Origin of the sequence: [Bacteroides] pectinophilus (genome assembly GCA_025146925.1) — a bacterium.
GTDB lineage: Bacteria > Bacillota > Clostridia > Lachnospirales > Lachnospiraceae > Bacteroides_F > Bacteroides_F pectinophilus.
In genome coordinates this window covers 1,284,414-1,297,434 of record CP102260.1, presented here as the reverse complement: position 1 = coordinate 1,297,434, position 13,021 = coordinate 1,284,414, and the positions used below count along the sequence as shown (strand labels likewise).

The 13,021-nt window shown below is 39.2% G+C and carries 12 protein-coding genes; 6 read left to right on the top strand and 6 right to left on the bottom strand.

Annotation, left to right across the window (positions count from 1 at the left end):
- Positions 1-15 precede the first annotated feature (15 nt).
- Positions 16-636 (bottom strand): helix-turn-helix domain-containing protein, encoded by a 621-nt coding sequence (locus tag NQ488_06060; protein UWN96859.1) that lies wholly within the window; start codon positions 634-636, stop codon positions 16-18.
- Between the two features lie 175 nt (positions 637-811).
- On the opposite strand from NQ488_06060, the gene NQ488_06055 reads away from it, so the two are divergent.
- Complete coding sequence (locus NQ488_06055) at positions 812-1,042, top strand: helix-turn-helix domain-containing protein (protein UWN96858.1); 231 nt, start codon at positions 812-814, stop codon at positions 1,040-1,042.
- A gap of 351 nt (positions 1,043-1,393) precedes the next feature.
- Entirely contained in the window at positions 1,394-2,920 is a 1,527-nt protein-coding gene (locus NQ488_06050; GenBank protein ID UWN96857.1) for a MobA/MobL family protein, read from the top strand.
- 85 nt (positions 2,921-3,005) lie between these two features.
- Here NQ488_06050 and NQ488_06045 read toward each other — a convergent pair whose 3' ends face one another.
- From NQ488_06045 to NQ488_06035, 3 genes are all read right to left on the bottom strand, one after another.
- Positions 3,006-3,692, bottom strand: a complete 687-nt coding sequence (locus tag NQ488_06045; protein UWN96856.1) for an SdpI family protein — start codon at positions 3,690-3,692, stop codon at positions 3,006-3,008.
- Positions 3,689-3,958, bottom strand: a complete 270-nt coding sequence (locus NQ488_06040; GenBank protein ID UWN96855.1) for an autorepressor SdpR family transcription factor — start codon at positions 3,956-3,958, stop codon at positions 3,689-3,691. The genes NQ488_06045 and NQ488_06040 overlap by 4 nt, the downstream gene beginning before the upstream one ends.
- Positions 3,959-4,215: 257 nt before the next feature.
- Entirely contained in the window at positions 4,216-4,455 is a 240-nt protein-coding gene (locus tag NQ488_06035) for a DUF6061 family protein (protein UWN96854.1), read from the bottom strand.
- Between the two features lie 497 nt (positions 4,456-4,952).
- Here NQ488_06035 and NQ488_06030 point away from each other — a divergent pair, with 497 nt between their 5' ends.
- From NQ488_06030 to NQ488_06015, 4 genes are all read left to right on the top strand, one after another.
- A complete protein-coding gene (locus tag NQ488_06030; protein ID UWN96853.1) occupies positions 4,953-5,621 on the top strand; it encodes a response regulator transcription factor in 669 nt (222 codons plus the stop codon).
- A complete protein-coding gene (locus tag NQ488_06025) occupies positions 5,618-6,631 on the top strand; it encodes a sensor histidine kinase (GenBank protein ID UWN96852.1) in 1,014 nt (337 codons plus the stop codon). Before NQ488_06030 ends, NQ488_06025 begins: the two co-directional genes overlap by 4 nt.
- Before the next feature lie 111 nt (positions 6,632-6,742).
- Positions 6,743-7,510, top strand: a complete 768-nt coding sequence (locus NQ488_06020) for an ABC transporter ATP-binding protein (GenBank protein ID UWN96851.1) — start codon at positions 6,743-6,745, stop codon at positions 7,508-7,510.
- Positions 7,500-9,707, top strand: coding sequence for an FtsX-like permease family protein (locus NQ488_06015; protein UWN96850.1), 2,208 nt, complete (start codon positions 7,500-7,502; stop codon positions 9,705-9,707). Before NQ488_06020 ends, NQ488_06015 begins: the two co-directional genes overlap by 11 nt.
- 402 nt (positions 9,708-10,109) lie before the next feature.
- Here the strand turns inward: NQ488_06015 and metA are convergent, their stop codons facing one another.
- Positions 10,110-11,033 carry a homoserine O-succinyltransferase gene (gene metA / locus NQ488_06010; GenBank protein ID UWN96849.1) on the bottom strand — a complete coding sequence of 308 codons (924 nt, stop codon included), beginning with the start codon at positions 11,031-11,033 and terminating at the stop codon, positions 10,110-10,112.
- 23 nt (positions 11,034-11,056) lie between these two features.
- On the bottom strand, positions 11,057-13,015 hold the full coding sequence (gene ligA / locus NQ488_06005) for an NAD-dependent DNA ligase LigA (GenBank protein ID UWN96848.1): 1,959 nt from the start codon (positions 13,013-13,015) through the stop codon (positions 11,057-11,059).
- Positions 13,016-13,021 lie beyond the last annotated feature (6 nt).

The following is a 13,021-nucleotide window of genomic DNA, read 5'->3' as shown; positions in this document are numbered from 1 at the left end:
ACTCCGGTTGTCTATCTATACCGGTTCGGAGTCTTTCTCTGAAAGAAGATTTGCAAGCCTTACGGCTGCCGTTTCGGGATTCTTGGAATAGAGCCTTACAATGTCGCCCATGTCGTTCAGTGCATTTACCGTATGGGTGATTTCCCTAAGGAACATAATCTCATTATATTCCTGATTGGATTCAAACCCCATTACTTTTGCAATTGTGGCATCTTCCGTATTCCCTTTAAAATTCTTACAGGCATATTGAAAGGAATCAACGAATAATTCGTATTCCTTCAACATCAGCAGCAGTAAATCTTTGGAAAAATCCGCTTCGTCTGCCTTCATATCATAAGGCAGTTTGGAGAGAATGGAAGTCATGGTATCACGAATCTGTAATTCCCTTTTATCCGTAACATCACTTGTCATTTCTTCCGTCTCGCCCTTCAGCCACTCCACTGATACATGAAGTGCTTCCGACAGACCATCCAGAACAAGCTTCTTGGTGTTGTCAATCGTTCCTGCCTCATACCGCTGTATGGTGGAAGCGGTAACTCCCATCTTTTCTGCTATATAAGGCTGGTTGACACCTAATTCCAGTCTGCGTTGTTTTGCCCTGCTACCGATTAACTTGCGTAATTCTTTATCTTTCATTCTGATACGCCTCCTTTTTCGGTATGGCTAAAGTATAACACAGTAAAAGTAGAATTGCAATATGCAAGTTAATAATTACTTTTAAAATTTCGTAACGCTTGACAAGAAGATATAAAAGTTATATAGTAGGCATAGTTACAAAATTGCATTATGCAATTCAAGAGGAGGTGTTTTAATGACAGAAGTGAAGATTGCACTGTCCATTGAGGAAGCTGCCGACTATACGGGTATCGGCAGAAATACCCTGCGGAAACTGGTAGAATGGAAAAAGCTTCCGGTATTGAAGGTAGGACGGAAAGTCCTTATCAAAACGGATATGCTTGAAAAGTTCATGACCGCCAATGAAGGCAGGGACTTAAGGGACAAAGGAAATGTCAGAGCTGTCACAAGAAATGTGACAAATTAAATAGGGACAGTCCTAAGACCATCCCTAAGGTATGTATCTGACCGAAGCCATGATATACCTACACGCAAATAGATTATACCATGTGCTTCCTCTAAGATACAACCGGAAATTTAAGAAGTGGGGAAGAAACTTTTTTATACAAGCCCTCGGCGTTTGAGAGCGAAATACACCCCTCGCACAAATCTTACGATTTGTACTCTGTGTATTTCGCCCTGCTGGGAGCTTTTCGCCGACAGGCGGATATGTTCGTAGACAGGCTACCTATGTAGCCTACTCACTTTCACATTAGAAAGTTTCCCATCCTCATTTCTTGCAGCTTCGTACTTGGCAGATACGGAAAGGAGGAAGCACATGCCAAGAAATTCATTTATTCAGATGACGAAGCTCCACAATGTCCGGGGAAGAATTTATTATATTTCAAGCCCAAAGAAGCAGGAAAATCTGTATGCGGTATATGAAACCACAGACCGTAATTTTTGGACTGACCTTGCAAAATATAATCAGGCAGAATTTAAAAAAAACGGTACGGAGAGGAAATGTATTGAGGCAAGGGAATTGATCATAGCCCTGCCGGAATCTTTTACGGAGTATCCTCCAGACAGACTGTTGCAGATATTTACAGACCATTTCAGACAGACTTACGGAACGGACTGTATCGCAGCCCTGCATCACAATAAGCGGAAAACCAACTATCACATCCATCTCATTTTTTCGGAGCGTACACTCTTGGAACAGCCCATAGAAAAGGTTGCCACCCGCAATATGTTCTATGACGAAAAGGGAAATCATGTACGCACCAAGAAAGAGATACTTGATGAAGAAGGAAATATCCGTAAAAGGTGTAAGGTGATTCACAAAGGTGAGGTATACGAAAGACAGATTTTCTCCATTAAGGATAAACACTTCAAGGCTGAAAATTTCCTTGATACCGTCAAGCAGGATTATACCAATCTTATCAATCAGTATGTGTGGGATAAAAGCCAGCGGTTAGAAGTTTTTGAGCGTGGCGGTATGTATCTTGCCACCAAAAAGATTGGTAAGAACAATCCGAAAGCCACCGAGATTGAGGCAGACAACAGTAAACGCACCTTGTGGAATCAGACTGTTGACAGAGCGATTGTAACGGGTGTTTCCAAGTCAGAAATCATGCAGATAAAAAAGGAACGGATAACGGACAAGATTGTGGAATCCGTATGGCTTTACGGAAACAGACCGAATCTGTTATCTTCCATTATCGGTACTGCCATTGCAGTATTAGAACTGTTAATCTCCAAAGTATTTCTCAAAACTCTGGAGCTTGCAGATAAAGTAATTTCCAAAGAGCTTGAAGCAAGACCGGAGAACACAGATTTCAAAGAGCAGAAAGCTGTACCAGAAGAAAGCAGACAGCAGACAGATACACCAAAGCCTGCCATACCGCCAAGACCACAGCCATCACCGGAAGCAGTTTCTTACAAGCACTTATGCGAAATTTATCAAAAGCTGCAAGAACAGAATAAAGCAATTTTTGCACTCGAGAAACAGCGAAGTGACCTTGAAATTGAACTGTCCGACAGCAAAGGTATCTTCAAAGCAAAAAGGCGTTCCGAACTTTCAACAGAGATAGCCGGATTGGAGGAACGTATTTCCCGAATGAAAGCCCGATTATCCCATATCGTAAAGGAATACGGGTATCAGAATGCGGAAGCCTTCTACAAAGCATTTCATAAGTCAGAGACAGCTTATGGGGATTATCAGGACAGCCTTAAGAATTGGAAACAACGGTATGGAGAAAAGCCACAGTCTCTACACGATAGGCTTATATCTAAGAAACAGGACATAAAGGAGCGAGAGTTAACAAGACCATATTCTCCACCAAACCGTGGAAGGAGTAGATAACAAACGAAGGGAGGCAATTGCCTCCCTTCGTTTGTTATCTCTCCGTAAAAGACTGGAATTTCACCCTCTCGCATAAAGATACAAATTATTTTTTTATTTCCTTATCATATATCTTTTTTGAGTATACCACAGTTACAATTGTTGCTAATAATAAATAAATCAACATAAAGATTGTGCCAGTCATCCCACTTGTAAATACGGTTGTAATGATAGTCAATAACCCCGTAATAATAATACATATTGCACCAAAGCGGTTACTCTTTCTCCATGTATTATCATTGTGCATACTCCAAACGGTTCGAACTCCCACTACTGCATTTCGTTTTGCCTTTGTCATAAAATTTCCTAATACAATAAATATAATACCACACAAAATACATGAAACTTTTGCAATGTCAATAACCGCATGTTCACCACCTGCATTTGCCTGTATCCAAGAAGAATAAAGAATAAAATAATGCATAATCCCGAACATGATTGCTTGCGAAATTCCTACAACACATAATACCTTTGCAGAAGATTTTGCTTCCATCTGTTCCTTTTCTGTATTTGCATTTTTTGATTTTTTCTCAAACACATAGATTAGCAAGTGCCAAAACAGTGTAATAAACAAAATAATTACCGGAAAAATAAAGCTTTCTGTTTTACTTCCCCATCTGTCAGTGTTTCCCTCCAAGTCATGATGCATAGGTATAATATCAGGCATAAACTGTAGTACAACACTTGTAACTACAACTGGTATCATTGCTACTATCCACATTATTTTTTTCATACTTTTTTTCCTCCAAACTGGTTAACCCATATAATTAATTCATCGAAAACCGTAGTGTTGATTTCATAATAAACAAAGTTTTTCTCTTTATATTCAGATATCAAGTCTGCGTTTTTAAGTAATTTTAAATGATAAGAAAGAGCAGCCGGTGTAATCTGTAATTTTTCAGCAATCTCTCCGGCATTTAATCGTTCATTTCTCAACATAATAAGAATGTCTCTTCGCTGGCTATCTGCCAATACTTTAAAAATGTTAGTTTCTCCCATATCTTTTACCTATTTAAAACTTTCTTTAAATAGATTTTAGCATGCTATTTGTTTTTGTGCAAGAACTATTTAAAAATAATTTTAAATAGAGGGGATACACTGAAAAATCAATGTGTCCTCTCTATTTACCTTAAGGCAAAATTCAAACATCTAGAAACTTAAGATTCCTGCCTCTTATTATGGAATAACCGTACGTTCTATATATTTTTCTGGAATTTTTAGTACTAGACCTCTATCATGATATTATATTAGCAAAATCACCACGTATCTAAACGATCCTCTGCATCAACCCATACTTGCATTTCTCCATCCAAGTATAATCTTGCATATTCTAATGGATTATCAATAGCCAAAGCATTCAACGAACACTGGGAGCCGGGAGTAGTTCTCAATCCTTCCTCTGCCTTATTGCAATCAATTCTAAGCACTACATTTTCAAACGTGGTTACATCTATGCTATTACATTGCGGATTATATCTTGCATAAATCAATCTCATATCTTATCTGTCCTTTCCTTAATTTTCTAAAAGTTTTGAAAGCATTTCAATCCGTTCTTCCTGCCATTTTCATTTCATGTTATAATTTGTTACTGGATTTTCTTTCCCTTAATTTTGCCCTTGTGAGCATTCGTAACATGAGGGAAAAGGATATAACACAAGGGAAAGCGTAAGGGCAAACTCACTCGCTACAAATTTAGCATTTTCAAGGGGTTGCGGACTTCACGAGGATAAGATATAACAGTTAATAAATGTTATGAATTAAGTCAAATCAAAACTGAAATTTATATAATTATTCCTCTAACTCCCCCTTTACAGGCTTCTCTCTTTTCCGTTGGGATAAACTCCCCCGAAGAAAAGCAAATCGAAGAAGGATTGCATATGCTCAGAGGTTGTACTTTTGCAGGGAGCATATGTTGGACTTAGGTGTTATTTAGAATCGTGCCTTGAGAAAACCTCTCTGATACAGTATAATAAAGTATCAGGGAGGTATCTCTATGAAGGAAAAAATACTAATCATTGAAGATGATTTTACGATACAAACACAGCTTAAAACTCTTTTGTCTGGGAATGGATATGAAGTATTTGCAGTTACGGATTTTTCCCGAACAATAGAGCAGTTAAAAGAAGCTGCGCCACATCTGGTTATTCTGGATATAAAACTTCCGGGTAATAACGGTTTTGAAATATGCTCTCAAATTCGCACCTTTTCAGATATTCCGATTGTATTTGTAACAAGCAGCAATACAGATATGGACGAACTGAACAGCATTATGCTGGGTGGAGATGCGTTTATCACAAAGCCTTATAATCCCGCTATTCTTCTTGCTAAAATTGCTGCATTGTTAAAGAAAGCCTACCGTTCCCCTCAAACAGAAATTTATATGTGGAAAGAAGCTACCCTGCATTTGGAGAGTAGCATGATAGAGTACAAAGGACAGAAAGCAGAATTGACAAAGAATGAATTGAAAATCCTCTACTACCTTTTTAAGAACGCCGGAAAAATCTGTTCCAGAAATGATATTGTGGATTTTCTTTGGGACAATCAGCTTTATGTTGATGATAACGCCCTAAGTGTCAATATTACCCGTATTCGCGACAAACTGGCAGCAATCGGACTTGTAGATTTCATTAAAACAAAACACAGGCAAGGATATACATTATGAGTGGAAAACAATATTTGAAAAATCAACTCCCCGTTATTTTAATCAATTTGCTGGGTATGCTTGCCCTTGCTTTGTTCCTGATTGCAAGCGATAATCCTATCCAAACAGTCCTGTTTATTCTTGCAGTCTGGTCGATTGTCCTTGTTTTATCTTTGCTGGCATTTTATTTCTCACGAAAAAAGTATCTGAATAAGTTGCTTGGTATGGCGGAGCAATTAGACGAACGATATTTACTTCCAGAAATCATGAAAGTGCCGGAAAGGGCTGATGAACAGGTTTTTTACCAGATTATGAAAATGGCTGAAAAATCTATGTTGGAACGGATTGGCGAAGTACAGAGGGAACGCAGGGAATATAAAGAATACATTGAACAATGGATACACGAAGTAAAAACACCAATTACAGCCATGAAGCTGCTGTGTGAGAATAACCGTTCTCCCTTTTCCAGAGAGGTATTGGCAGAGTTAGAGAATATCAATCAATATACAGAACAGGCGCTTTACTATGCCATAAGTGAACACACTGAAAAAGACTATTCTGTCCGTGAAGTCAATTTATGCGATGTTGTGCATAGTGCAATCGCAGATAATAAGTATCTTTTGCGTCAAAGCAATATATCAATTCAGATAGACGATATAGAAACAAAAGTTTACACCGATGAAAAATGGGTGCGGTTCATCTTAAATCAGATTATCGGTAATGCAATCAAATACCATGCAGAGCAGCCTATTTTGCACTTTGGGGCAACAAAAACGAATGACAAGATTGTGCTATCTATCAGCGATAATGGGATAGGTATTCCTAAAAGTGATTTACCCCGTATTTTTGAAAAAGGATTTACAGGTCAGAATGGGCGAACCGGGAAAAATTCTACTGGAATTGGCTTATATCTTTGCAAGCGTCTATGTGATAAACTGGGAATAGGGCTTACTGCTTATTCCGAAAACAGAGGAACAACGATTTCACTTATCTTTCAAATGAATGATTTTATTATCGGAGTGCAGGGCTGATAGGTTCTGCACTTCTTACATTTTTGTAAGAACTGTGTAAGAAAACTTGATACAAAAAATGAGATACTCCATTTACAATAAAGATATGGAACAGTTAAGGAGGTTTATCAGATGAATACGATTTTGAAACTGGAACATATCCAGAAATATTATGGCAATGAAGGGAATATTACCAAAGCCATTAAAGACATTAGCTTTTCTGTGGAAGCTGGGGAATTTCTCGGAATTATGGGTGCGTCCGGTTCTGGAAAGACAACGCTGCTCAACTGTATTTCTACGATTGATACCGTAAGTGCAGGGCATATTTTTTTAGAGGGAACAGACATAACGGAAATCAAACCAAAATCCCTTGCCCGCTTTCGCAGAGAGAATTTAGGTTTTGTATTTCAAGATTTCAATTTGCTGGATACATTGACAATTTCAGAAAACATTGCACTGGCATTAGCAATCAACAAAGTCCCTGCCGGGAGCGTAGAACCCCGCATTTTGGATATAGCCGGAAAGCTGAATATCAGCGATATTCTAAGCAAATATCCTTATCAGGTATCGGGCGGTCAAAAACAGCGTTGTGCCTGTGCAAGAGCAATTATCAACAATCCGAAACTCTTATTGGCAGATGAGCCAACAGGAGCATTAGACAGCCATTCCTCACAAATGCTGCTGTCTACCATTCAAAGTATCAATGAACAGCTTAGGGCGACAATTCTTATGGTAACTCATGACGCTTTTACCGCCAGCTATGCCAGCCGTATTCTTTTTTTGAAAGACGGAGAAATCTTTATGGAACTGCGCAAGGGCAACGACAGCAGAAGTGCTTTTTTTGATAAAATTCTGAATGTCCTTACCATGATCGGAGGGGGACAGAGCCATGTATGCTAAACTTGTTTTCAGAAATGCAAAACGGTCTGTAAAAGACTATCTGGTCTACATTGTCACAATGACAATCTGTGTTACCTTGTTTTATGCGTTCTTGTCTATTTCCAGTAGTTATTATAGCCCGGATATAGGCAGCGAGTATGATTTTACGCTGTTAAGTGACGGAATGAAAATTGCAATCTGTATGATAACATTGCTGTTGTTATTTTTGATACGGTTCGTCAATCATTATATGCTAAGACGGAAGCAAAAGGAATTTGCTGTCCAGTCCATTATGGGAATGGAACAAAAAACTATTGGCAGGATTTTCTTTGCAGAAACACTGATTATGGGTATGTTTTCCATTTTGATTGGTATTTTTTGCGGTGTATTTTGTTCTCAATTCATTACCGCAATGCTCCTTACTGCTTATGGAAAGCCTTATGAAATCTCATGGACATTGTTCCCGGACACCGTTTTGCTGACAGTGATATTTTTTGTGGTAAGTTTTTTTGTGGTAGGAATTTTCAATACCCGTACCATTCAGAAAACAAAAATTATTGATATGCTTTCCGCGGAGAAAGAGAACGAACCAGAGCTAAAAAAGAGCCGCTTCATTTCTGTTGTAGTAGTCCTCTTTGAAGTATTTACCGTATGGGGATTGATTACAGGAATACAAAAGGTCTGGTTTTATTATGACACCCGCTTTGCGTTTCCGGTGCAGCTTATGTTTTGGGGAAATATTCTTTTCCCGCTGCTTACTTTGCTGTGGTCGATATTTTGCATAATTATAAAGAAAAAAAGAGAATGTTTCATTGCTGATTTGCTGATATGTTCTGTATTGAATGCTTTTACAGCAGCCAGCGTTGCAGCATTAACAAATAAATATTATCTGTCTTTAGGTGGTGGAACGCTCAATCAATATCTGCTTTTTGTTGTGATTGACTTACTTTTCTTCATTTGTGCCTTCATTTATCTTACCAGTGGTTTGATTGTAGCATGGAAAGTAAAATCGCCGGAACATAGATACAAGGGAGAAAACCTGTTCTTTTTCGGGCAAATTATATCAAAACTAAATACAACCAGCAAAACAATGACACTGATTTGTATAACCCTTGTCCTTGCAATCTTCATGTTTATTGCCGCCCCTATTTTGACGGGCTGGGCTTCAGGTTATTTGGATATGCGCTCTATGTATGATGTTCAGGTATATTCAAGATATAATGACGTATATGAAGAAGAAAATCTGCCGCAAGACAGTTATGAAATTATTACTGAGTTTCTGACAGAACACAAAATAGATACAGTTTATGATTGCACGTTCAATCTATATCTGTCAGAGAAAGATGATTTTCACAACAGACAGAAATATGATTTTCCGATTGTAGCAGTTTCTTTGAGTGATTATAACACTATACGGGAAATGCTGGGTTACGAACAGATTTCTCTGGAGGAAAATGAATTTACAACACAATGGAAAGCAATCGCCACCGAGGAAGAACGGAATAGCTTTTTGAAAGAACACACCAGCATTATGACAGACGCAGGAGAATTGACTCTTTCCGAGCAGTCCTATTATGAGGATCCGATTGGAGAAACAGCGTACAATTCCTATACAAATGTATTGTATGTACTTCCAGACAGTATTTGTGAAAAGCTGTTGCCAGTGATAAAAAACCGATATATTACAACAACGGAAAATATCTCCTATGAAAATGCAAGGAAACTGGAAAAACTTTTTACAGAGAAATATCCCGAGCAGGCAGAAACCGGGGCTATTTATGGCGTGCGTTTTAGCACACTGCAAATCAATAGTTCCATAGCAAATAACTTCATTTTACAGACTGCAATGATTTATGGTGCTGTCGTACTGATGGTTATATGTCTTACGGTACTTTCCCTGCAACAGCTTTTAGACGCAGGACAATATAAGTATCGTTTCTCTGTACTCCGAAAATTGGGGGTGGAAGAAAAGCATATCGGAAAACTTATCTTGCAACAATTAAGTGTTTGGTTTGGGCTTCCAATTATCACAGCAATCATTGTAGCTGCTGTTGTAATAGCTTACTTTATCCAAACCATATCAGCAGAAATTTCAGCCTATATCGGGTTTGGTGCATTGATGTTACAAATAGGGGCAACAATGGGGATTTTGGCAATTTTATTGATTTGTTACTTCATAAGCACATGGGTTATTTTTAGGCGTTCTGTCAATCCATAGAAAATATGTAATCATTACATTTCGCACATTCTTTAAAAGAGGGATAGCACTCTTAATGAATCAGAAGCAGGACTATCATTCAGAAATGAGTGGTAGTCCTATTTCTGTGTGCGGGAATGGTGGCAATATGGTATTATGGGAGAGAAAAACATTTTTTAATGAGTGTCAGATTTTTGTCTGGAAGTTGTGTATATAGGTGAAAGGAGGTATAGTATGAACGATAATGACATAATCCAGCTCTATTGGGATAGGAATGAGCAGGCCATTCGTATAACATCCGATAAATATGGTCACTACTGCAAAGCCATGGCATAAAATAGGGATAGCAAAACTTTGAGGAGCACCTCTTCGTCCTGCTGTCCCTATTTTTATGATTCCAAAAAGTTTTTTATACTTCTTCCATTACTTTATCGGCGTCCCGTTAAGGTCATACGGTGTTGTCTGATATACAAAATAATTGAGCCAGTTGCTGTAAAGTATGTTAGCATGGCTTCTCCAAGACAGGATAGGACGCTGTGATGGGTCATTGTCCGGATAATAGTTGACCGGGATTGCAGGATTGATACCTTTGGCAAGGTCACGCTTATACTCCTGATCAAGCGTCATGCGATCATATTCAGGATGTCCCATTACAAAGACATGCTTTCCGTTGCGGGACATTACTATGTACACTCCGGCCTCCTTAGAGTCAGCAAGTATCTCAAGCTCTTTACAGTTCTTAACTTCTTCGCGGTCAACCGTTGTATATCTTGAATGAGGTGCCATAAAATAATCGTCAAAGCCTCTTACAAGCGGATGCTTCCTGTCAAGCACATGGCACTGATATATGCCTGAGAGTTTGGCATCAAGAAGGTGCTTTGGGATGCCGTATCTGTGATAAAGTCCGGCCTGAGCTCCCCAACATATGTGCAGTGTTGATGTACAGTGTGTATCTGACCAGTCCATGACTTCCGTAAGTTCATCCCAGTAATTGACCTCACTGAACTCAAGCTGTTCAACAGGGGCACCCGTAATTATAAGTCCATCATAATTATTATTGCGGACATCATCAATTACATTGTAGAACTTATGCAGATGTGATTCTGATGTATTCTTTGACACATGTGACTTCATCTGAAGGAATGTAACATCAATCTGAAGCGGTGTGTTAGACATAGAGCGAAGAAGCTGCAGCTCTGTCTCCTCCTTAATCGGCATAAGATTAAGGACAAGAATCTGCAGAGGTCGTATATTCTGTGTCTGCGCTCTTGTCTCATCCATTACAAATATATTTTCATGTTCAAGTCTTGCCTTAGCTGGCAGATCGTTCTGTATCTTTACCGGCATTATTAACACTACCTTTCCAATAATTATTCTTCAATCATCTTAATAAATTCATCTTCCGTTATAACAGGAACTCCAAGCTTGGCAGCAGTCTTATTCTTTGATGATGACGACGTACTGTCATTATTAATAAGATAGCTTGTCTTGCCCGTAACCGAACCTGTAACCTTGCCACCCAGCTTTTCAATAAGCTCCTTCAGTTCGTTCCTGTTTGAATAATGGTTAAGTGAACCTGTTATGACAAATACCATATCGGCAAGTACAGCATTCTCGCCGGATGCCATCTCCTCTGCCTCAATATCAAGTTCCGCAACAAGTCTGTTGAGTCCCTGTCTGTGCTTGTCATCTGCAAAATATGATACAAATGAATCTGCTATGACCTCTCCGACTCCGTCTATGGCACACAGCTCTTCCCTTGTTGCTGACAGTATTCTGTCCAGTGTGCCTGTATTCTTTACAATCATCTTAGCATTGGAAAGGCCTACATTGGCTATTCCAAGGCTGTATATAAGCTTAGGAAGGGTTGTATGTCTCGATCTGTCTATCGCTGCCATCATATTATCATAAGACTTAACACCCAATCCGTCCATATCTATTATCGTATCACGATAATCATCAAGATGATACAGATCCGCAAATTCATGAAGCATGCCATGCTGTATAAACTTCTCGAGAGTTGCCTCCGAAAGTCCGTCTATATTCATCGCATCGCGTGCTACAAAATGCACAAAGCTCTTAACATGTTTAGCCTGGCAGTCCGGATTAGTGCAATACAGTGACTTAGCATCATTAAGGCTTCTGATCTCCGTCTTCATGCCACATACCGGGCATATCTGCGGTATATCCTTAACTCCGCTTCTTGTCAGATTCTTTGCGATCTGCGGTATTATCATATTGGCTTTGTATACTTCTATTGTATCGCCCACTCCAAGCTCAAGCTCTTCCATAATACTTATATTATGGACACTTGCACGGCTTACGCTTGTTCCTTCAAGCTCGACCGGTTCAAATACTGCAACAGGATTAATAAGCCCCGTCCTTGATGCACTCCACTCTATCTCAAGCAGCTTCGTCTGCGCAGTCTCGTCCGTCCACTTGAATGCAAGGGAATTACGTGGGAACTTTGCTGTCATTCCAAGCGAGTCTCCATATGCAATATCATCATACAGTATAACAAGACCATCCGATGGAAAATCATTATCCTTTATTGCATTCTCAAACCATGATACGGTACTTCTCAGATTATCTGCAGTGACCTCTTTGTATTCGACAGTCTGAAAGCCCTGTGAAGCAAGCCACTCAAGCTGTTCTCTGCGTGAATTCTTAAAATCAACGCCGTCCGCCTTAACTAAAGTAAATGCAAAGAAATTAACATTACGTTCCTTTGTGATTCTGCTGTTAAGCTGTCTTACAGATCCACTGCAGAGATTACGCGGATTCTTATACTTAGCTCCCTCTTCCGGAATAAGCTCATTAATCTTCTCAAAATCCGAATATCTTATAACCGCTTCACCACGGAGTATAAGCTCTCCCTTGTACGGAATTGTCACAGGAACATTGGCAAATACCTTAGCATTACCGGTAATAACTTCGCCTACTTCACCATTCCCTCTGGTTACTGCCTTAGTCATCTCTCCGTTATTGTATGTCAGGACTATTGTCAATCCGTCCATCTTCCATGACAGCAGACCTTTCTGGCTTCCAAGCCATGATACCAGCTCATCAACGCTCTTAGTCTTGCCAAGGCTTAACATCGGCTTCTCATGACGTTCTTTGGGAAGTTCACTTAATACTTCATAACCGACATTGACTGTAGGACTTGATGCAAGAACACATCCGGTCTTCTTCTCAAGTTCAGCAAGTTCATCATACAGCGCATCATATTCGTAGTTTGACATAATCTCCTGTCCCTGCGCATAATATGCCCTGCCTGCTTTATTAAGAATATCAACAAGTTCTTTTATTCTGTCAATGTCCCTGTTCATAGTATT